The sequence below is a fragment of the Clostridium sp. D46t1_190503_E9 genome, from assembly GCF_015555225.1.
In the GTDB taxonomy this organism is placed as follows: Bacteria; Bacillota; Clostridia; order Clostridiales; family Clostridiaceae; genus Clostridium.
Window position 1 is genome coordinate 63,796 of the sequence record NZ_JADNKB010000013.1, and the last position, 22,859, is coordinate 86,654.

At 29.3% G+C, this 22,859-nt stretch carries 20 protein-coding genes and 1 riboswitch; of the genes, 18 read left to right on the forward strand and 2 right to left on the reverse strand.

Annotation, left to right across the window (positions count from 1 at the left end; all coding sequences use genetic code 11):
- Positions 1-342 precede the first annotated feature (342 nt).
- The 3 genes from rlmD (at position 343) to I2E83_RS14510 (ending at position 4,149) form a co-directional block, all read left to right on the forward strand.
- Positions 343-1,707: a 23S rRNA (uracil(1939)-C(5))-methyltransferase RlmD gene (gene rlmD / locus I2E83_RS14500; protein WP_195430672.1), complete on the forward strand. Its 1,365-nt coding sequence runs from the start codon at positions 343-345 to the stop codon at positions 1,705-1,707.
- Positions 1,708-2,044: 337 nt separating this feature from the next.
- A complete protein-coding gene (locus tag I2E83_RS14505; protein WP_195430674.1) occupies positions 2,045-2,632 on the forward strand; it encodes a PadR family transcriptional regulator in 588 nt (195 codons plus the stop codon).
- The gene (locus tag I2E83_RS14510) at positions 2,632-4,149 is read left to right on the forward strand and encodes a DHA2 family efflux MFS transporter permease subunit (protein ID WP_195430677.1); all 1,518 of its coding nucleotides are present in this window, start codon (positions 2,632-2,634) and stop codon (positions 4,147-4,149) included. The genes I2E83_RS14505 and I2E83_RS14510 overlap by 1 nt, the downstream gene beginning before the upstream one ends.
- Positions 4,150-4,225: 76 nt before the next feature.
- On the opposite strand, the gene I2E83_RS14515 is transcribed toward I2E83_RS14510, so the two are convergent.
- A complete protein-coding gene (locus I2E83_RS14515; RefSeq protein WP_195264412.1) occupies positions 4,226-4,435 on the reverse strand; it encodes a cold shock domain-containing protein in 210 nt (69 codons plus the stop codon).
- A gap of 531 nt (positions 4,436-4,966) precedes the next feature.
- Here I2E83_RS14515 and I2E83_RS14520 point away from each other — a divergent pair.
- The 12 genes from I2E83_RS14520 (at position 4,967) to I2E83_RS14575 (ending at position 18,165) form a co-directional block, all read left to right on the forward strand.
- A complete protein-coding gene (locus I2E83_RS14520) occupies positions 4,967-6,196 on the forward strand; it encodes an MFS transporter (protein WP_195430680.1) in 1,230 nt (409 codons plus the stop codon).
- A gap of 382 nt (positions 6,197-6,578) precedes the next feature.
- A riboswitch (Lysine riboswitch) is annotated at positions 6,579-6,762 on the forward strand.
- 149 nt (positions 6,763-6,911) lie between these two features.
- Positions 6,912-7,736, forward strand: a complete 825-nt coding sequence (locus I2E83_RS14525; protein WP_195430682.1) for a transporter substrate-binding domain-containing protein — start codon at positions 6,912-6,914, stop codon at positions 7,734-7,736.
- A gap of 75 nt (positions 7,737-7,811) precedes the next feature.
- Positions 7,812-8,588 (forward strand): amino acid ABC transporter permease, encoded by a 777-nt coding sequence (locus I2E83_RS14530; RefSeq protein WP_195430685.1) that lies wholly within the window; start codon positions 7,812-7,814, stop codon positions 8,586-8,588.
- A 13-nt stretch (positions 8,589-8,601) separates the two neighbouring features.
- Positions 8,602-9,342 (forward strand): amino acid ABC transporter ATP-binding protein, encoded by a 741-nt coding sequence (locus I2E83_RS14535; RefSeq protein WP_195430688.1) that lies wholly within the window; start codon positions 8,602-8,604, stop codon positions 9,340-9,342.
- A gap of 214 nt (positions 9,343-9,556) precedes the next feature.
- Positions 9,557-10,447 (forward strand): SDR family oxidoreductase, encoded by an 891-nt coding sequence (locus I2E83_RS14540; RefSeq protein ID WP_195430691.1) that lies wholly within the window; start codon positions 9,557-9,559, stop codon positions 10,445-10,447.
- 135 nt (positions 10,448-10,582) lie between these two features.
- On the forward strand, positions 10,583-11,149 hold the full coding sequence (gene dhaS / locus I2E83_RS14545) for a dihydroxyacetone kinase transcriptional activator DhaS (protein WP_195430693.1): 567 nt from the start codon (positions 10,583-10,585) through the stop codon (positions 11,147-11,149).
- Between the two features lie 415 nt (positions 11,150-11,564).
- Complete coding sequence (locus tag I2E83_RS14550) at positions 11,565-12,353, forward strand: electron transfer flavoprotein subunit beta/FixA family protein (protein ID WP_195430695.1); 789 nt, start codon at positions 11,565-11,567, stop codon at positions 12,351-12,353.
- Between the two features lie 11 nt (positions 12,354-12,364).
- A complete protein-coding gene (locus I2E83_RS14555) occupies positions 12,365-13,567 on the forward strand; it encodes an electron transfer flavoprotein subunit alpha/FixB family protein (RefSeq protein ID WP_195430697.1) in 1,203 nt (400 codons plus the stop codon).
- Positions 13,557-14,957: an FAD-binding oxidoreductase gene (locus I2E83_RS14560; RefSeq protein WP_195264400.1), complete on the forward strand. Its 1,401-nt coding sequence runs from the start codon at positions 13,557-13,559 to the stop codon at positions 14,955-14,957. The genes I2E83_RS14555 and I2E83_RS14560 overlap by 11 nt, the downstream gene beginning before the upstream one ends.
- A 327-nt stretch (positions 14,958-15,284) precedes the next feature.
- A complete protein-coding gene (locus tag I2E83_RS14565) occupies positions 15,285-15,758 on the forward strand; it encodes an iron dependent repressor, metal binding and dimerization domain protein (RefSeq protein WP_195264399.1) in 474 nt (157 codons plus the stop codon).
- A gap of 90 nt (positions 15,759-15,848) precedes the next feature.
- Complete coding sequence (locus I2E83_RS14570; RefSeq protein ID WP_195430699.1) at positions 15,849-17,291, forward strand: FAD-dependent oxidoreductase; 1,443 nt, start codon at positions 15,849-15,851, stop codon at positions 17,289-17,291.
- Positions 17,281-18,165, forward strand: coding sequence for a tocopherol cyclase family protein (locus I2E83_RS14575; RefSeq protein ID WP_195430701.1), 885 nt, complete (start codon positions 17,281-17,283; stop codon positions 18,163-18,165). Before I2E83_RS14570 ends, I2E83_RS14575 begins: the two co-directional genes overlap by 11 nt.
- A gap of 33 nt (positions 18,166-18,198) precedes the next feature.
- On the opposite strand, the gene pflB is transcribed toward I2E83_RS14575, so the two are convergent.
- Positions 18,199-20,430 (reverse strand): formate C-acetyltransferase, encoded by a 2,232-nt coding sequence (gene pflB, locus I2E83_RS14580; protein ID WP_195264396.1) that lies wholly within the window; start codon positions 20,428-20,430, stop codon positions 18,199-18,201.
- A gap of 229 nt (positions 20,431-20,659) precedes the next feature.
- Here pflB and I2E83_RS14585 point away from each other — a divergent pair, with 229 nt between their 5' ends.
- From I2E83_RS14585 to pfkB, 3 genes are all read left to right on the forward strand, one after another.
- Positions 20,660-20,980 carry a (2Fe-2S)-binding protein gene (locus I2E83_RS14585; protein ID WP_195264395.1) on the forward strand — a complete coding sequence of 107 codons (321 nt, stop codon included), beginning with the start codon at positions 20,660-20,662 and terminating at the stop codon, positions 20,978-20,980.
- Between the two features lie 213 nt (positions 20,981-21,193).
- Positions 21,194-21,946: a DeoR/GlpR family DNA-binding transcription regulator gene (locus I2E83_RS14590; protein WP_195430702.1), complete on the forward strand. Its 753-nt coding sequence runs from the start codon at positions 21,194-21,196 to the stop codon at positions 21,944-21,946.
- A complete protein-coding gene (gene pfkB, locus I2E83_RS14595) occupies positions 21,943-22,848 on the forward strand; it encodes a 1-phosphofructokinase (RefSeq protein WP_195430703.1) in 906 nt (301 codons plus the stop codon). Before I2E83_RS14590 ends, pfkB begins: the two co-directional genes overlap by 4 nt.
- Positions 22,849-22,859: the final 11 nt, after the last annotated feature.

The following is a 22,859-nucleotide window of genomic DNA, read 5'->3' on the forward strand; positions in this document are numbered from 1 at the left end:
GATAAAATTTTGTATAAATATTGTAGTAAATTAGATAATTAACAAAATGTTAATAATTATATTGATAATATTTAAGTTATAATGTATATTATGATATGAATAATGTAATACTATTAAATGGAATTAAATGGCAACTAATTCTGACTTAGGCATCTTGTGATGCCATTTTTTTTGGGTTAAAATAATTATATCATTTACTTAATATTATACATATAGTTTATTATGAATTGCTTTGTTATTAAATTATATGTTTTTTGTGTTTTACATATTTTTATGCTATTATAAGATGAAACTTTAGGGATAGTTAAAATTTTATGTATAAGATTTTAAGAGGTGATTATTTTGATTGAAAAAAATAATGAATATATATTAGATATAGTGGGTGTAGGATATGAGGGTGAAGGAATAGCTAAAGTAGATGGATATCCTATATTTATAGAAGGTGCTATTTTAGGAGAAAAAGTCAAGACATTAATAGTTAAGGTTAAGAAAAATTATGCATATGGGAAATTAATAGAGGTTATTGAAAAATCTGAGCAAAGAGTTGAACCAAAGTGTAAAGTGTATAAAAGATGTGGTGGATGTACAGTTCAACATATGAGTTATAAAAAACAGTTAGACTATAAATTTGAAAGAGTAAAAGATTGTATGACAAAGATAGGTGGATTAGATAGCTCATTAGTAGAATATCCTATAGGCATGGAAAATCCAGAAAGATACAGAAATAAGGTTCAATTACCTGTAGGTATTGTAAAGGGAGAACTAAGTGTTGGATTCTATGCACCAAGAAGTCATAATATAATTAACTTAGAAACTTGTTTAATCCAAGATAAGGTTGCTGATAAAGTTGCTAAACTTACGAGAGAATGGATGATAAAATATAATATATCAGCTGCTAGTATTGATGGAGTTTTTAATAAAAATGGATTAATAAGACATATAATGATACGTAAGGGATTTACTACTAAGGAAATTATGGTAGTTTTAGTATCAACTAAAAAGAATATTCTTCATATAAATGAATTTATAAATGAAGTTAGAAATAATATAGATGGTATAAAAAGTATAATTTTAAATGTAAATAGTGAAAATACAAATGTTATTTTAGGTCAAGAATGTATAACTTTATGGGGAGAAGATACTATAACTGATTATATAGAAAACTTTAAGTTCAATATTTCACCACTTTCATTCTTCCAAGTGAATCCTGTACAAACAGAAAAATTATATTCAAAGGCTTTAGAATATGCTGGATTGACAGGAGAAGAAACTGTTTTTGATGCTTATTGTGGAACAGGAACAATTACACTTTTCCTTTCACAGAAAGCAAAAAAAGTTTATGGAGTTGAAATTATTGAACCAGCTATTATTAATGCAAGAGAAAACTCTAGAATTAATAATATAGATAATGCAGAATTCTTTGTAGGAAAATCAGAAGAAATAATACCTGAATTAATAGAAAAGGGCATAGTGCCAGAAGTGATAGTTGTTGACCCTCCGAGAAAAGGGTGTGATATAAAGCTTTTAGATTCTATAGAGAAAGCAAAACCAAGAAGAATAGTTTATGTTTCTTGTGATCCAAGTACATTAGCTAGAGATTTAAAGATATTAGAAGAAAAAGGATATAGAACGAAGATTGTTCAACCAGTTGATATGTTTCCACATACTTCACATGTTGAATGTGTTGCGCTTATAGAGAAGAAATAGGTTAATATCAAATATTTTAAAAGGTTTTAACTAAATATTGAATTGTATTTTATGCTCCCCCAAACTAATGATTTGGGGGATTTTTATTATATAATTAAATGTTTATCTAAAATGTCACTATTGACATATGGTTAAAGTTTATATAGTATATATAATATGCAATTTATATGTCACTGTTGACATATTATTTATACCTAAATAATTGAGATAACTAAAGTTAATATTATATATAACTAAAGATTTTATTATAATCTGCTATAGAAAAATATAGGGATATAAGTATTTTGATTTATATAATATAAGTATTTAATTATTTATGTACATAGGAGATGATATTATGAATAAATTGTCTTATGGACTTCTAAGCTTATTATCAACTGAGCCAATGAGCGGATATGATTTAACACAAAAACTAAATAAGTTTTGGCGTTCTACTCATAGTGCTATATATCCAATACTTTCTAAATTGGAAGAGGAGGGGTATATTCAGTTAACCTTAAAGAAACAAAGTGGAAAGCCTGATAAAAAGATATATAATCTTACAGTTAAGGGTAACGAACTTTTACATGATTGGTTTATATCTGAAACCAATGAAGAAGTTACTAGAGATGAAATGACTCTAAAATTATATTGTATAAAGTTTATGGATGAAGAGGCAGTAGAAAAGCTTCTTAATGAACTTGAGACAAAAGTTAATAAAAGAATAGAACAAAGTAAAGAATCCATAGAAAAAATAAAACTCAAATTCAAAGAGAATCCTGAAACAGCAAAATCATCATTATTTGGAGCTTATATTTTAACTCAAAGAAATTTAAATGTAGCTAAATTAAATCTTCAGTGGTGTGAATGGGTAAGGAATTTATATGAGAACAAGGAACTTGATTTTTTAGAGGAAGACTTTAATTTAGATAGGATGATGAACTAATGAAAGAAAGAGATTCAAAAGAAAAACCTGTTAATAAAGATATATATGGAAAAGAGTATAATAAAACATTACTTATAATTGCAATAATGATTGGATCATTTGTTACAATACTAAACCAGACATTATTGTCTACTGCATTACCTCAGATAATGAAGTATTTTAAGATAAATGCAAGTACTGCACAGTGGCTGACAACTGCATTTATGCTTGTTAATGCTATAATGATACCTTTGACAGCATTGCTGCTAGAGAAAATATCAACTAGGAAGCTATTTATGTTTTCTATGGCGATGTTTGGGATTGGGACAGTTATATGCGCTATATCTCCAAATTTTACAATACTTCTTATTGGAAGAATAGTTCAAGCGGCTGGAGCAGGAATAATATCACCTTTGGCAAATACTGCTCTTCTTATGGTATTTCCTCCTGAAAAAAGGGGTTCAGCAATGGGGATGTATGGTCTTGTTATATGTTTTGCCCCAGCTATAGGTCCGACTTTATCTGGAATAATAATTGATATGTGGAACTGGCATTATTTATTTTATATTCTAATACCTTTAGTAGCATTAGATATAATTTTTACAGCTTTTTTTATGAAGGATGTTATACCATTAAAAAATCCTAAGATAGATTTTCTTTCTATCCTTCTATCAACATTTGGATTTGGATTGGTACTTTATGGCTTTAGCAATGCAGGGAATAAAGGTTGGGGTGATATTACTGTTCTTACAACTATAATTGTAGGAATAATTATAAGTGCTTCATTTATATGGCGTCAGTTAGCTATGGAGCATCCGATGCTTGAAATGCGTGTTTTTAAATCAACTACATTTACCTTAACAACTGTAATAGGAAGTATTTTAAATATTGCATCAGTGGGAGCAAGTATTGTATTGCCGATTTTTCTGCAAAATATACTTGGAAAATCAGCTTTTACAAGTGGACTAACACTTTTACCAGGGGCACTCCTAATGGCGGTAACAATGCTTATATCTGGGCGTTTATTTGATAAGTATGGTGTAAAGAAATTAGCTATACCAGGCATTGTTTTACTTATTATTGCTTCTTTCCCATTTGCAAGGTTACATAGAGATACACATGTTATAATTATTGCTATGCTATATACAATTAGATGTATTGGAATCGCACTTGTTATAATGCCTATGCAAACAGCTGGAGTGAATGATTTATCAAATAAACTATTAGCACATGCTTCTGCTGTGGTTAATATGGCAAAACAAGTGGCAGGATCTCTTGGAACTGCAGTACTCATAACTATAATGTCTAATGTTACTACTTCTAATGCACCAGATAATGCCCTTGCTACAACAAATGTAGCATTATATAAATCAGAGATGCTTGATGCCTCACTGAAGGGTGCTAATACTACATTTATTTTTGTTATAGCTATTACAGTAATTTCTTTAATTATGTCATTATTTATAAAGAATAAAAAGAAGAGTAGAACACTTACTAAAAAGGGTAATATAGATCAGGAATTAACAGTAGAACTCTAAGTTAAAAAACAGTTTAATTAATTTAATGTATAAAAGTATACTTAAAAAGCATCTCTAACGAGATGCTTTTTATAAATCATAATTTTTGAACATTTACAGCCATGGGACCTTTTTCATTTTCTTTAATATCAAAGGTTACATTCTCGCCTTCATGTAAAGACTTTTCAGAACCTTTTTCTTTGATTTGAGAATGATGCACAAACACATCATCACCTTGATTGCATGATATAAAGCCATAACCTCTTTCGTAATCAAACCATTTAACTACTCCTGTTATTTCTGCCATGATTTTTTCCTCCTTACTTGAGCTATCATTAAATAGTATTTGTCAAAATTTATATTTTAACACTTTGATAAATAAGGAATTTAAATATAGTATAGCTCAATTTGTAAGTATTGTCGTTGCATTTAAGTAAGGTTATGATAAACTTTTTTAATTATCTAGTAAATAGTTGATTTTATATAGATATTTTATTGACACAACTTTATTTTGAATATATAATTAAGCCAATCTAAAATATGAGGTGATTATATAAAATGTTAATTTAGTCTTATTCAATAAGTTAAAATCAATACAAATAAAATGGTGAGCATCTTCTGAATAAAAGGTGTGAGTTTTAGTGTTGTATAAAACTGCTAATTTAGTTTGGATGGGATTAAAAAGCATTATATTACCTTATATAAAGTACAGATTATACTTATAAGCTTGTATAACAATACTGTATTTAATATGATATTATGTGGTAATGGTATGCCCCTCCAAATTGATAGTTTGGAAGGGCTTTTTGTTTAATTTAAACATGAAGAGGTGATAAATATGACGATTACAAGTATACAAAATGATTGGAAGAAAAATTCAATACTTTTTCTAACAAGCCAAACTATATCTTTATTTGGTTCAATGCTTGTTCAATACGCTATTACTTGGTATATTACTTTAACAACACAATCAGGAGCTATGATGACAATATCTATTATATGCGGATTTTTACCTTCCTTTTTTATTTCTCCATTTGCAGGAGTATGGGCTGATAGATACAATCGAAAAATGTTAATAGTTATATCAGATTCTTTGATAGCAATATCTACATTAATTTTAGCTATAATATTTCTTCTAGGTTATGATGCTCCTTGGATGTTATTTTTAGTTTTAGCTATAAGATCATTAGGAACAGGAGTTCAAACACCGGCAGTTGGATCTTTTATACCACAAATTGTACCAGAAAATAAGCTTAGTAAAATAAATGGAATAAATAGTAGTATACAATCATTAACAATGCTAATATGTCCTATGCTTAGTGGAGCATTATTGAGTATAGCTACAATTGAAACAATATTCTTTATAGATGTTATAACTGCAATGATAGCTGTTTTTACATTGTTAATTTTCCTTAAGGTGAAAGCTCATTCTAAAGCTTTGGAAGCGCAGCATAATAGCTATTTTGATGATATGAAAGCAGGTGTTAAATACATTAAGAACCACAGCTATGTAAAAAAGTTCTTCTTATTTTGTACTATTTTCTTTATTTTAGCAGCACCAATTTCTTTTTTAACGCCATTACAAGTAACTCGTAGTTTTGGAAATGATATTTGGAGACTAACAGCTATAGAAATTACATTCTCAGTAGGAATGATGGTTGGTGGTATAATTATGGCATCTTGGGGAGGATTCAAGAATAGAGTATATACTATGATTTTATCCACTGGTATTATAGGACTTGGTACATTTCTTTTAGGTGTTATTCCAATATTTTGGCTATATTTAGCTATTATGGCTATTGTGGGAGTGGCTATGCCTATTTTTAATACGCCATCAACAGTTTTATTACAAGAAAAGGTAGAACCAGATTTTCAAGGAAGAGTTTTTGGAGTACTTGGAATGATTACAAGTATTATGATGCCAGCTGGTATGATGGTATTTGGGCCTTTAGCAGATGTTATAAAAATAGAATGGTTACTTATAATCACAGGAATATTCTTGTTTGTTCAAAGTGTTTTTATGTTTAAAGATAATGTGTTAATAGAAGCTGGAGAAAGATTAAATTAAACAATTTAATTAGATAACAATAATATATTTATAAGAAAGTTAAGTTGTTTAAAAGTAAAAAATGCTCTATAGAATAGACTGCAGAAAAGTCTGTTCTGTAGAGTATTATTTTTTATCAAAACAATAGTAGGCTTAATAGTAGGCTTTGGCGAGAACGCCTGTTAAAGTGTAGTGGGATTTTATGCCTCATTAAAAAAATTATGATTTTGCATAAAAATCAGAGGAAACTGTAGAATTATAACTAGTCCTCTGGAGATAGAGATTTTGTATCGTGTCATTTATAGTAATTTTTATAATATTTAGAAAAATTGCGAAGTATATATTGACAGCTAAAACAAAAAGGTATAGACTATATATAATTTAATAAATGCCTCACTTTTATATGTGAGGTAGAGGCGCAAAATTTAACAGTCTTTAGTGGAGCTTGAGAATGCTATGAAACTATGGAGAAGGAAATTTTGCCGAAGCTTGTAATATTTCTCGATATTGCTTGCTGGGTCTGCAGTTAAGAACTGCAGGACTGTCTTAATAAACGTCCCGGTTTATTAAGTTGTGCTATCTCAAATGGGAAAGATGAGGATTAGGTTATCTGTAAGATTAAACCTGAGCTTTGCTCAGTTATTTTTTTATAGAATCTTATCTGAATATTTAAGATAGCACCAACCCAAGAATTTAGGGTTGGTTTTTTTATTATAAAAAAAGGAGAGGATTTACTATGAAGAAAAAACTATCATTATTAATTTCACTATCATTAGTAGCAATGCTAATACTAACAGGTTGTGGCTCAGGAAAGTCAGAAAAAAATGAAAATGTATTTAGGGTAGGTATGGAAGCTGGATATCCACCATTTAACTGGACACAAATGGATGATTCAAATGGAGCAGTGAAAATAGAAGGAAGTTCAGAGTATGCAGGTGGATATGATGTTGAAATTGCAAAGAAAATAGCAGAAGGATTAGGTAAAGAGTTAGTAATTGTTAAAACTGAATGGGACGGGCTAGTACCTGCATTAACTTCAGGGAAAATAGATGCAATAATAGCAGGTATGTCTCCTACAGCAGAACGTAGAGAAACTATTGATTTTTCAAATAATTATTATCAATCACAATTAGTTCTAGTTGTTAAGAATGATGGACAGTATGAAAATGCTAAAACTTTAGCAGATTTTAATGGAGCAAAGGTTACAGCTCAATTAAATACATTCCATTATTCAGTAATAGATCAAATTGAAGGTGTAAAAAAACAAGAAGCTATGGATAATTTTCCAGCTATGAGAGTGGCTCTTGAATCAGGTGTTATTGATGCATATGTATCTGAAAAGCCAGAGGCTGTAAGTGCTCAATCAGCAAATGGAAACTTTAAAATGATTGAACTTCAAGATGGTTTTGTCACTAATCCAGAGGATACACAAACAGCAGTAGGTATCAAAAAGAACAGTGATTTAACACAAAAAGTAAATGAAATTTTATCAGGAATATCAGAAGAAGAGCAAGTAAATATAATGGGGGATGCTGTTAAAAATCAACCAGCAGCTCAATAAATTTTATAGAATGGGTTATTATATTTTATAACCCATCCTAAACTTATAACTTGCTTTTATTTTAGGAGGATTGAAATGAGTATTGAATGGATAATAAAAATACTTCAAGATAATTTACCAATGTTCTTACGAGGGGCAGGTATGACACTTTTAATTTCTATAATAGGAACCTTAATAGGAACTTTAATAGGTCTACTTGTTGGTGTTATAAGAACAATTCCTATTCCAGAGAGAGGTATAAAAAAAGTATTTCTTAAAATCATAAATATAATTCTTTCTATTTATATAGAATTCTTTAGAGGAACGCCTATGATTGTACAAGCTATGGTAATTTATTATGGGTCTGCACAATTTTTAGGAATAGATATAAATAAAATAGTAGCAGCATTATTTATAGTATCTATTAATACAGGTGCATATATGTCAGAAATAGTAAGAGGTGGTATAGTATCAATAGATAAGGGACAATTTGAAGCAGCTCAAGCTATTGGAATGACTCATTCTCAAACGATGATTAATGTAGTATTACCACAAGTAATTCGTAATATTTTACCAGCAACAGGAAATGAATTTGTAATTAATATAAAAGATACATCAGTTCTTAATGTAATTTCTGTTTCTGAGTTATTTTTCCAAACTAAATCAATTGCGGGAAATAATTTTAGATATTTTGAATCTTTCTTTGTTGCATGTTTTATTTATTTCATAATGACTTATACAGTAACTAGAATATTAAGAGCAATAGAAAGAAAGTTAGATGGACCAGATAATTACATTATGGCAGGAAATCAAATGCAAGTAGAAAGACCTGAAGATATGTTACGTAAATCAAAAGGTAATGTAGTGGGATAATGGAGGAGACGTTATGGATAAAGTAATTGATATAAAACATTTGAATAAATCTTTTGGATCTCATGAAGTATTAAAGGATATTAATTTTTCAGTAGATAAGGGCGAAGTTGTTTGCTTAATAGGGTCTTCTGGATCAGGAAAGTCAACATTGTTGCGTTGCATAAACCTTTTAGAAAAACCAACTGCGGGTGAAATAATATATAATGGAGAAAATATTTTAGACGATAATCATAATATATATAAATATAGAACTAAATTAGGAATGGTTTTTCAGCAGTTTAACTTATTTAACAATCATAATGTATTGAGTAACTGTGTAGTTGGACAAATGAAGGTATTAAATAGATTAAGGGAAGAAGCTGAAAAAGTTGCTATGAAATATTTAGAGGTTGTTGGTATGCAGAATTATGTAAATGCTAAACCGAAGCAATTATCGGGAGGACAAAAGCAACGTGTTGCAATTGCAAGAGCATTATCAATGGAACCAGATGTTATTCTTTTCGATGAGCCAACATCAGCTCTTGATCCAGAAATGGTAGGAGAAGTTCTTAAGGTTATGAAAGAACTTGCTGAAACAGGTCTTACAATGTTAGTCGTAACACATGAAATGGGATTTGCTAAAGAAGTAGCTGATCGTGTAGTATTTATGAATAATGGTATTATAGAAGAAGAAGGAACTCCAGAACAAATATTTAATAATCCAACAAAAGAACGTACACGTGAATTTTTAAAACGTACTTTAGGAAATATATAAAAAGTACTACTATCAAGTTTTGATAGTAGTATTTTTTTATTATAAAAGATTACTAGTAAAGCGGAAATAATAAAAGTTTACTATAAATTATTAAATAATTTAATAAACAAATTCAAGATATAAGTAACATATAATAATGAAAGCTTTATGAATGTAACAATATTTTAAGGATATCATAGTATAAATACTGTGATAAATAGATCTGGAGGATTACATGAATTCATTTTATAGAGGCAAAATGCGAAGTGATAGTGAGGTTAAAAGTTTTCCACCACAACATCAAGATGTTCAACCAGGAATAGAATCAATAATGAATCCAAGACCTATATTTGATGATCCTAATTATATAGGTAGTGGAAAATTAAAGGATAAGGTTGCGATAATAACAGGTGGGGATAGCGGAATTGGAAGGGCTACTGCAGTTGCATTTGCAAAAGAAGGAGCAAAAGTAGCAATAGTATATTTGTATGAAGAGGAAGATGCAGATGAAACTAAAAGATATATAGAAAAATATGGTGGTGAATGCTTAAATTTAGAAGGGGATATTAGTGAAGAAGACTTTTGCAAGGAAGTTGTGGAAAGAACAATTGAAAGATTTAGTAAGATAGATATATTAGTAAATAATGCTGGAGTTCAATTTCCTCAAAAGAGTATAGAGGATATAACAGCTGAGCAGTTAGAGTTAACTTTCAGAGTCAATATTTTTTCTATGTTTTATTTAACTAAAGCAGCATTACCTTATTTAAAAAAGGGAAGCTCTATTATAAATACTACATCAGTTACAGCATATCAAGGACATAAAGAACTTATAGATTATTCATCAACTAAAGGAGCAATAACAACATTTACTCGTTCATTATCTCAATCTCTAGTAGACAAAGGTATAAGAGTTAATGGGGTAGCGCCAGGACCAATTTGGACTCCATTAATAGTATCTAGTTTTTCAGCAGAAGAAGTATCTACTTTTGGATTGGACACCCCTATGAAAAGAGCTGGCCAGCCTTATGAATTAGCACCAGCTTATGTATATTTGGCATCTGATGATTCAAGTTATGTAACTGGACAAGTTATTCATGTAAATGGAGGGACAATGGTAGAAAGTTAAATAGTCACTTTTATAATAAAGTTGATGTGGTATATAAGTGATGCTATAATTTATGGTATATCATGTTAAAAGGCTTCGAATTATATCGAAGCTTTTTTAATACAAATAAAGATGCATTTAGGGGGAAATAAAAAAGTGTCGAGTTCTTTACAAACTAAAAAATCACTGGCAAAGTCTTTAAAAAAATTAATGAAAGTAAATCAATTACATAAGATATCAGTAAAGGATATAGTTAAAGATTGCAATGTAAATAGACAAACCTTCTATTATCATTTTCATGATATATATGAACTTGTAGAGTGGATATATAAAACTGAAGCTATTGAAAGTATAGAAGAGTATAAAAGTTATAGTACATGGATCGATGGGTTTTATAAAATATTTTTATATATAGAAGATAATAAGGAATTTTGCTATAACACATTAAATTCATTAAGTAGAACTCACTTAGATATGTATCTTTTTTCAGTAATAAATGATTTACTTATGGGGGTTATTAATGAAGTATCTAGTGATATGAGCGTAAAATCAAAAGATAAGAAATTCATGGCAGATTTTTATACACATGCATTTGCAGGGTTGGTAATACAGTGGATGAAAGATGGGATGATGGAAGATCCTAAGGTGTTAATTGAGAAACTAAAAGAGTTAATAGAAGGAAATTTTGTAAGGGCATTAAAACGATATGAAGAAATGGTTTAAGAACTTATAAGCTATTTTTCAACGATAGTTATATATATATATTATTTGTAAGTGATTTATTCATAGTGAGTAGATCACTTTTTTACATTTTAAATACTTTAGTTTATTTAATTTATAAGTACTTACTATATAGAAGAATTAAAATATAGAAAACAAGGAACAAAGAATAAAAAAGGTTTATAATAGTTATTTTTATAATGTGTTATAAAAATAACTATTATAGACAAGTTGTATTAAAAGGTTTACAATTTGTTTGGGGAATATTATATAAAATATAAGTATTATTTACTAAAAGTAAAATAAATAGTATTTATAATTCAATATACAAAAATGTGTATATTGAATTAAGAAAATAGATGTTTTCTTAATTTATATAGAAGAATTTAGAACATAATAAATCAGGGGAGATGAATATATGAACACTATAGTTTGTATCAAACAGGTACCAGGAACATCAAAAGTTGAAGTTGATGAAAAAACAGGAGTCTTAAAAAGGGATGGAATAGATACAAAGATGAATCCATACGATCTTTATGCATTAGAAACTGCCTTTAATATTAAAGAGAAAAAGGGTGGGAGTATAAGTGTAATAAGTATGGGGCCACCTCAAGCTATGGAGGTAATAAGAGAAGCTTTTTCAATGGGAGCTGATAATGGGGTATTAATATCAGATAGAAAATTTGCAGGTGCAGATGTTCTAGCAACATCATATACAATATCGCAAGGGATAAGAAAAACAGGAGATTTCGATTTGATTATTTGTGGTAAGCAAACAACAGATGGAGATACAGCTCAAGTTGGACCAGAGATAGCTGAGTATTTGGGGATCCCTCATGTGGCTAATGTTAGAAAGATATTAGAAGTAGAAAATGATTATATAACAGTAGAGATGGACATGCCTAATACAGTGGAAATTGTTGAGGTTAAATATCCTTGCTTATTAACAGTAGAAAAGGATATATTTGAGCCAAGGTTACCGTCATATAGAAAAAAGATAGAATCAAAGAATAGAGAAATTAATGTAATATCATTAAGTGATTTTGAAGATAAAGATGAAAATAAATATGGTTTGAATGGTTCTCCAACTCAAGTTGAAAGAATATTTCCTCCTGAATCTAATTCTAGTCATGAGAAATGGAATGGGAATTCAGATGAAATAAGCAAAAATATATTTAATAAGCTAAAAGAATTAAAGTTTATTTAGGAGGAATATATATGTCTAAGTTAGTTGTAAATCAAGATAAAGTAGTAAATATAGATGAGATTATTAAAATTTGTCCATTTGGAGCTTTAGAAAATATTAATGGTAAATTAGATATTAATTCTAATTGTAAGATGTGTAAGTTGTGTGTGAAGAAGGGACCCAAAGGTGCTGTAGAATATATAGAAGAAGAAAAAGTATTGATAGACAAGAGTAAGTGGAATGGAATAGCAGTATATGTAGATCATGTTGATGGGGATATACATCCTGTTACATTTGAACTTATAGGAAAGGCTAGAGAGTTAGCTAGTAAAGTAAAACAAGAAGTATATTGCATATTTATAGGTCATAACATAATTAAAAAAGCAGAAGAATTATTACATTATGGAATAGATAAAGTATATGTATATGATAATGATAGTTTAAATAATTTTAGAATAGAACCATATACAGCGATGTTCGAAAGTTTCATAGATGAAGTTAAACCATCTGTTATATTAGTTGGAGCAACTACTGTTGGAAGGTCACTAGCACCAAGAGTAGCAGCAAGATATAGAACAGGTTTAACAGCAGATTGTACAGTTTTAGATATAAAGGAAAACACAGATTTAATACAAATAAGACCAGCTTTTGGCGGAAATATAATGGCTCAAATAATCACTCCAAATTCAAGACCACAGTTAGCAACAGTTAGATATAAGGTTATGTCTGCACCAGAGAGAAATAAAGAATCTACAGGAAAGTTAATACTTTGTGAAGTTAATAAAAACAAGTTGTATTCAAATATTAATGTAAAAAGTGTAGAAGTTAAAAAGAAGGAGCATAGCATATCAGATGCTGATGTTTTAATTGTAGCTGGAAGAGGAGTAAAGTCAGAAAAAGACATGAATATGATAAGAGAGTTAGCAGATTTACTTGGTGGAGAAGTTGCTGTTACAAGACCATTAATTGAATCAGGATGGGAAGATGCTAGTAAGCAAGTTGGATTAAGTGGAAGAACTGTTAGAGCTAAATTAATAATAACATGTGGAGTCTCTGGAGCAGTTCAATTTACTGCAGGTATGAATAATTCTGACTATATATTTGCTATAAACAATGATGAAAAAGCGCCAATATTTAAGGTCGCACATTATGGAATAGTAGGAGATATATATGAAATAGTCCCTAAATTAATTCAAATGATTAAGGGAATTGGAGGGGAAGAATATGCAATATAATAAAGTTTTAGAAAAAAATATAGAGGAAATAAAAGCATTAATAAATGATAATGATAGAATCTTTTATGGGGAAAATATAAATGAAGATTATAGCCATGATGAATTAGGTTTTGTTAGAAAGTTTCCAGAAATAGTAGTTAAGGTTTCCACTACTGAAGAAGTATCAAATATAATGAAGTATGCTTATGAAAACAATATACCAGTTACAGCAAGGGGATCTGGAACAGGTCTAGTAGGAGCGTGTGTACCTCTTAATGGCGGAATAATCATAGATTTAAGCGGGATGAATAACATATTAGAATTAGATGAAGAAAATTTAACGCTAACAGTAGAGCCTGGGGTTTTACTAATGGAAATAGGAAAGTTCGTTCAAGAGCATGATTTATTTTATCCACCAGATCCAGGTGAAAAGACAGCTACAATAGGAGGCAATATAAGTACTAATGCAGGTGGAATGAGAGCGGTAAAATATGGAGTAACAAGGGATTATGTTAGAGGTCTAGAGGTTGTTACTCCAAAAGGAGAAATTATAAACTTAGGAGGAAAAGTTGTTAAAAATAGTTCAGGCTATAGTATTAAGGATTTAATAATAGGATCAGAAGGAACATTAGGAATAATAACTAAAGCAACTCTGAAATTATTACCTTTACCTAAAAAATCTATAAGCTTATTAGTTCCATTTAAAGAATTAGAAACTGCAATAGAAACTGTACCTAAAATAATTAAATCAAAAGCAGTACCAACAGCTATTGAGTTTATGCAAGGTGAAGTAATACTTGCAGCAGAAGAATATCTAGGTAAGAAATTTCCAGATCATAGTTCAGATGCTTATTTATTATTAACTTTTGATGGTAATTCAAAAGAGGAAATAGAGAAGAATTATGAAAAAGTTGCAGATATATGTTTAAGTGAAGGAGCTATAGATGTATTTATATCAGATACAGAAGAAAGACAAGAGGCTATTTGGTCTGCAAGAGGAGCTTTTTTAGAAGCTATAAAGTCATCGACAACTGAAATGGATGAAGTAGATGTAGTAGTTCCAAGAAATAAGGTTGCTGGTTTTGTAAAGTTTACTCATAAGCTTCAGGATGAGTATGAAATAAGAATAAAGAGTTTTGGACATGCTGGAGATGGAAACCTACACATTTATATACTAAGAGATGATTTAAGTGAAGATGAATGGCAAATAAAACTTAATAAAGTAATGAAAAGAATGTATGATAAGGCTAAAGAATTATCAGGACAAGTTTCTGGAGAGCATGGTATAGGATATGCAAAAAAAGAATATTTGAGTGATTCTTTAAGTGATGAAAATATCTCAATCATGAGGGGAATAAAATCAGTATTTGATCCTAAGAATATATTGAATCCAGGGAAAGTATGCTATTAAGATATAAATGAAGTAGTCTTAAAAATATATTTAATGTAAAAATTAATTTAGTCATTTCAAGTAAGAGTATTATATTGGGCAAGTTAATTTATTATTTTTATAAAGGGGGTCGCGAAACGCGACCCCTTTTATAAACCGGTAATTTTACTAGCTTAAAAGAGTTTTAAAAATTAAATAGAAATTTTTATTTAGTATTTAACTAGAAGGATATATAGTTAAATTCATTAGGTTAGAATAAATACTTATATAAAATATATGCTTTTATAAGAATCTTATAGTAGTTAGTTAAATATAATATAAAGATAGGTACGATATGGAGGGTTAGATATGAAGGGAAGTGAAGAGTTTTATACTTTCAATAACTATTTAAAGAACGATGGGGGATTAATTACAGCTTCAATGGAAGACTACATAGAGATGATATATAGATTATCAGAGAATAAAGGATTCACAAGGGTAGGTGATTTATCAAAAGCTTTAAATGTAAAGCCAGCCTCAATAACAAAGATGGTAAAAAAATTAGATGAATTAAATTTAGCCAGCTATGAGAAGTATGGTTATGTAAAATTAACTGAAAATGGCAGTGGTTATGGTGAATATTTATTAAATAGACATAATACAATAGAAAAGTTTTTAAAAATATTAGGGGTGTCAAAATACTTATTACAAGAAACAGAAAAAATAGAGCATGTTTTAAGTAAAGAGACTTTTGATAGAATGATAAATTTCATAGAAGTAGTAGAAAAATATCCAGATATAAAAGAGAAAATAGATGGTAATTTTATAAAAAGTAAAAATTGATTGTTAACTATCAATTTTATTAATCACCTTATTTTTAATTTGTTTAATTACTAAAATTAATGGAATAATAACATATGAGGTGATATTTTTATGAAATCCGTTTGGAGTAAAAGTTATGATATTAAGAAAAGAAATCATTTAAAGGGAGATATAGAAGTAGAGGCAGTTGTTATTGGAGCTGGTATAACAGGATTATTAACAGCATATATGCTAAAGGAAAGGGGGGTAGATGTTATTGTTATAGATAGGGGGAAAATATTGAATGGAAATACTAAGAACACCACAGCTAAGATAACAATACAACATAATATAATATATGATAAGCTTATTAAGGAATTTGGTGAAGATAATGCTAAAAAATATGCTAAGGCCAATCAATTAGCTATAGAAACATATCAAGAAATAATAGATAGTAATAATATAGATTGTGATTTTGAGAGAGAAGATGCATATGTTTATAGTTTAGATAAACCTGAAAAAATAGAAAACGAATATGAAGCTGCAATAAAAATTGGTATAGATGCAGAATTAGTAGATGAAATTGAATTACCCTTTAAAATAGCAAAGGCTGTAAAATTCAAGAATCAAGCACAATTTAACCCTGTAAAATTTTTAAACTATATAGCTAAAGAATTAGTTATATATGAAGACACTAAAGCTTTAGACATAAAAGAGGACACTGTTATAACTAATCATGGAAATATAAAAGCTAAAAGTATTGTAGTAGCAACTCATTTCCCAATTATTAATACACCAGGATATTATTTTATGAGAATGCATCAAGAAAGAGAACATCTAATCGCACTTAAAGATGCTCAGATTATTCATGGAATGTATGTGGATGAAAATGAGGGAGGATATACATTTAGACGATATGAGGATCTACTAATTTTGGGGGGAATCTCTAAGAGAACTGGAGATAATGAATTAGGTGGATCTTATGATAAGCTTAGAGATTTAGCTAATAAATTGTATCCTAATTCAATAGAAAAATATAACTGGTCAGCTCAAGACTGCATGACTTCTGATGGAATTCCTTATATAGGGATTTACTCTAAGGAAATGCCAAATGTTTATGTAGCTACTGGATTTAATAAATGGGGAATGACATCATCTATGGTTTCAGCAATAATTATTAGTGATATGATAGTTGGTGTGGATCATGACTTTTACGATATATTTTCTCCAAGTAGATTTGATATGAGTGCATCAATAAAAAATCTAGTGAAGGATGGATTTGAAACAACATATAATTTTATAGCGCAGAAAATACATATACCAATGCAAACAATAGAACATGTAAATAATGGTGAAGGTGAGATAGTTATCTATAATGGAGAAAAAGTTGGAGTATATAAAGATGAATCAGGAGAAGTTTATACAGTTTCAACAAAGTGCCCGCACTTAGGCTGCGAGTTAAAATGGAATGCGGATGATTTGTCTTGGGATTGTCCTTGCCATGGATCAAGATTTGATTATAAAGGGAATTTATTAGATTCACCTTCCATAAAGGAATTGAAGTATGAAGAATAAAAATTCATATAGTAATAAGAAAGGATTTTTTGAGGGGTGGTATTTTAAGCAGCAATTTGGTGATAATAGCATAGCTTTTATTCCAGGTATAAATATTGATAAAAGTGGGCTAAAGTATGCATTTATTCAAGTGATAACTAATGACAACTCTTATAATATAAAGTACGATTATAAAGATTTTTCAATAAGCTATGATAAATTAACTATTAAAATAAGAGATAATATATTTTCTAAAAAAGGATTGATATTAAATATAGTTAGTAGTGAGATAAAAATAAAAGGTAAGTTAAGCTATGATAATATTACTACAATTAAAAATGATATAATGGGTCCATTTGCTTTCTTTCCATTAATGGAATGTAGTCATGGAGTAATAAGTTTACATCATATAGTTAATGGAAAATTGAATATAAATAACGAAGAAATAATAATAAAAGACGGAATAGGGTATATTGAGAAGGACTCAGGAAAATCATTTCCTAAATCATATTTATGGATTCAATGTAATAGTTTTAAAAATACAAAGTCAAACATCATGGTTTCTATTGCAGATATTCCATTTTTAGGATTTGAATTTAAAGGATGCATTGCATCAATTTTATATAAGGAAAAAGAATACAGATTAGCAACTTATAACGGAGTTAAAATATTACATTATAATGAAAATGGTTTGATTATAAAAAGGGGAAAATATAAATTGGAAGTAGAAATAAATGAGAATTACCCTCAAAAACTACTAGCTCCTGATGGTGGAGAAATGATAAGAACAATTTATGAAAATATATCTTGTAAAGCAAGGTTTAAATTTTATAAGAAAGATAATTTACTTTTTAACTTAGAGAGTCAAAAAGCTAGTTTTGAGTATGTTAAGTAAAAAGGGACTTAGTAATACTAAGTCCCAAATAAATTACATTGATTTATGGAATGTTCTATTTATAACATCTAATTGTTGTTCTCTTGTTAACTTAATGAAGTTTACAGCGTAGCCTGAAACTCTTATAGTTAATTGAGGATATAATTCTGGATGATCCATAGCATCTAATAGAGTTGCTCTATCAAATACATTTACGTTTAAGTGATGAGCATTTTGACCAAAGTATCCATCCATTAATGAGCTTAAGTTTCTAATTCTATCTTCAGGATTCTTTCCTAAAGCATCTGGAATTATTGAGAAAGTATTTGATATACCATCTTGTGAATGCTCGTATGGTAATTTAGCAACTGAGTTTAATGATGATAATGAACCGCTGTTATCTCTTCCGTGCATTGGGTTAGCTCCTGGAGCAAATGGTTCTCCAGCTTTTCTTCCATCAGGAGTAGTACCAGTCTTCTTACCATAAACAACATTTGAAGTTATTGTTAATACTGATTGAGTATGGTAAGCATTTCTGTAAGTCTTGTTTTGTCTTATTTTATTCATCATATTTTCAACAAGATATACAGCTATATCATCAACTCTATCATCATCATTTCCGTATTTAGGGAAATCACCTTCGATTTCGAAATCTACAGCGATACCTTCATCATTTCTTATTGGTTTAACTTTAGCATATTTAATAGCTGAAAGTGAGTCAGCACAAACTGATAATCCAGCAATACCACAAGCCATTGTTCTAAATACGTCTCTATCATGTAAAGCCATTTGTAACTTTTCATAAGAATACTTATCATGCATGTAGTGAATAACATTTAAAGTATTAACATAAAGGTTAGCTAACCAATCCGTCATTATTTCAAATTTATCCATTACTTCTTCGTAATTTAAATACTCACTAGTTATTGGAGCTAGTTTTGGACCAACTTGCATTCCATACTTTTCATCTCTTCCGCCGTTTATAGCATAAAGTAAAGTTTTTGCTAAGTTAACTCTAGCACCGAAGAATTGCATTTGCTTACCAACTTTCATAGCAGATACACAGCAAGCAATTGCATAATCATCTCCCCAATAAGGAGCCATTAAATCATCGTTTTCATATTGAACTGAACTTGTATCTATAGAAACCTTTGAACAGAAATCTTTAAATCCTTGAGGTAATCTTGTTGACCAAAGTACTGTTAAATTAGGTTCTGGTGATGGTCCTAAAGTATATAGTGTATTAAGAATTCTGAAAGAGTTCTTAGTAACTAATGTTCTTCCATCTAATCCCATACCACCAATTGACTCAGTAACCCAAGTTGGATCTCCTGAGAATAAATCATTATATTCTGGAGTTCTTAAGAATTTAACAAGTCTTAATTTCATAACGAAATGGTCAACTAATTCTTGAGCTTCTTCTTCAGTAATTAATCCTGATTTTAAATCTCTTTCAATATATATATCTAAGAAAGTTGAAGTTCTTCCAAGTGACATAGCAGCACCATTTTGGTCCTTTATTGCACCTAAGAATCCAAAGTATAACCATTGAATAGCTTCTTTAGCATTTTTAGCTGGTCCAGATATATCAAGACCATAAGTTTCAGCTAATCCTTTTAATTCTTTTAAAGCAACTATTTGATCAGAAAGCTCTTCTCTTAATCTAATAATATCTTCATCTATACATCTAACTTCTAAGCTCTTTTTTTGAGCAATTTTATCTTCTATTAATCTGTCTACTCCATATAGAGCAACTCTTCTATAGTCACCAATTATTCTTCCTCTACCATAAGCATCAGGAAGACCTGTGATAACACCAGATTTTCTTGCTAATCTCATTTCGTCAGTATAAGCATCGAAAACACCTTGATTGTGAGTTTTTCTATATTTACTAAATATTTCTGAAATTCTTGGGCTTACTTCGTAGCCATAAGATTTTGCAGCATTTTCAGCCATTCTAATACCACCAAAAGGCATTACAGCTCTTTTTAATGGAGCATCAGTTTGAACACCAACTATTTTTTCAAAAGCTTTATCTATATATCCAGCCTTATATTCGTTAATACCAGAAATAGTTTCAGTATCAACATCTAAAACCCCACCATTTTCTCTTTCTTTTGTAAATAATTCACTAACCTCATCCCATAACTTTTTTGTAGCATCTGTAGCACCAACTAAAAAGCTATCATCCCCATTGTATGGAGTATAGTTTAATTGTATAAAGTTTCTTACATCAACAGATTTAGTCCATTGACCTTCTTTAAAATTGATCCATTCTTGCTTCATATAATGCACCCCTTTTTCTAACATTTATAAACATTAACTTTTATTGGAAGGAATTCTCAATAAATAATATTTATCACGTAAATTCTAACATTAAAATGCTCTTATTGCAATAAATTAATACCTAAACAAGACGATGGGAATAAAAAAAATTAATTAATAAAATATATTGAATAATAGATATTATCGATATATAATATTAAGGATATAAATTTAATTTTTGGAGGATCTTATGGCTGGAGATAGAAAGATTTGCAGATGTAGAAATGTAAGTTATTTAGATATAAGAAAAGCAATGAAAAGTGGTGCGAGAACTTTAGATGAAATAATGGATCAAACTGGAGCTGCAACTTGTTGTGGCGGTTGTACAAGCCAAATTCAATCAATTTTAGGTTCTGTATGTGGTTGTAATAATGTATCATTAGAAGACGTAGTAAATGCGGTTAATAATGGTGCAGACACAGTTGAAAAAGTTGGGGAAGTAACTAAAGCAGGAACTACTTGTGGAAGATGTAAGGGGTTAATCGAAAATATTATTGAATTAAAAAGATAAAGTATATTTTGCTATTAATTACACGAAAATAAACCTTAGGGAATAAAATCCTTAAGGTTTTTCTTTTTAAATAGCATAAAATATAGATAATTATGAAGTAAGTGGTTATAAATATATTTATATAAATGAAAATGAATGAAAATGAATGAAAATGAACGAAAGTGGTTGAAATTGATTTTGAAAAGTTGTATTATTTAGTTGGGAGTGATGTTGGTGTTAACTGAAGAAAGACATAAGATTATATTAGAAGAGATTAGAAAAAAATCTGTAGTATATGTAAATGAACTTGTAAAGATGCTAGACACTTCGGAATCTACAATAAGGAGAGATTTAAATTTTCTAGATGAAGTCGGAAAATTGAAAAAGGTTCATGGTGGGGCAACTACATTAGAAAGAGAGTTTCATACTAAAGATGATTTAGTATCTATAAGGGAAACGCTAAATATTGATGATAAAGCTATTATTGCAAAATATGCAGCAACTCTTATTAAAAAAGACGATTTTGTATATATAGATTCAGGTACAACAACAAATTTAATGATTGATTTTTTACAAGAGAAAGAAGCAATATATGTTACTAATGGAATAAATCAAGCAAATAAATTAATAAGTAATGGATTTAAAACTTATATACTTGGAGGAGAGATAAAAGCTGCAACTGAAGCAATAGTTGGAGTAGAAGCAGTAAATAGCTTAAAAAAATATAATTTTACAAAGGGCTTCTTCGGAACAAATGGTATATCTGACTATAGAGGATATACTACTCCAGATATAAAAGAAGCATTAGTTAAAGAAGAGGCATTAAAAAGAACCAGAAGCCCATATATTTTGGCGGATAAAACCAAATTTAATGAGATTAGTTGCATAACTTTTGGAGAAATAGATGAAGCAGTAATAATAACAACAATATTAGAGAATGCTAGTTATTGTAATAAAGCAGAAATAGTGGAGGTTTTAAAACTATGATTTATACTATAACTTTTAATCCAGCATTAGATTACATAGTAAAAGTTAATGACTTTAAATTAGGTGAAGTAAATAGAACTTTTTATGAAGAAGTTTACGCTGGAGGTAAGGGGATAAACGTTTCTATAGTGTTAAAGAATTTAGATGTAGAGAATGTAGCTCTTGGATATATAGCAGGTTTTACAGGAGAGGAAATAGAGAATAAAGTTAAAGCTTTTGGGTGCAAAACTGATTTTATAAAGCTTAGTAATGGAATGTCTAGGATAAATGTTAAATTAAAATCTAATGAAGAGTCAGAAATAAATGGTCAAGGTCCTAGTATTTCAGATAAGGATCTAGAGGAACTATATGAAAAACTAGAATTATTAAAAGCGGAGGATATTTTAGTTTTAGCAGGTAGTATTCCAGCAACTCTTCCTAAAAATATATATGAAGTAATAATGGAAAGATTATCTGATAAGGGTATAAAGTTTATTGTTGATGCAACGGGTGAGCTTTTGTTAAATGTATTAAAATACAAACCATTTTTAATTAAACCTAATCATCATGAATTAGCAGAACTGTTTAATGCTACCATAGGAAATGAAGAAGATATAGTAACTTATGCCAAAAAGCTTAGAGAAATGGGAGCCAAAAATGTTTTAATTTCTAGAGCAGGTGATGGAGCTATACTTGTAACAGAAAATGATGAAATAATTAAATCAGATGTACCTAAAGGAAAATTAATTAATTCAGTTGGAGCTGGCGATTCGATGGTAGGGGGCTTCATAGCTGGATATCTAAAGAATAATAGACTAGAAGAAGCATTTAAAATGGGTGTTGCTACTGGAAGTGCAAGTGCATTTTCAGAAGGATTAGCAACAAAAGAAAAAGTTTATGAATTGTTGAATCAAATATTATAATTTGGAGGATT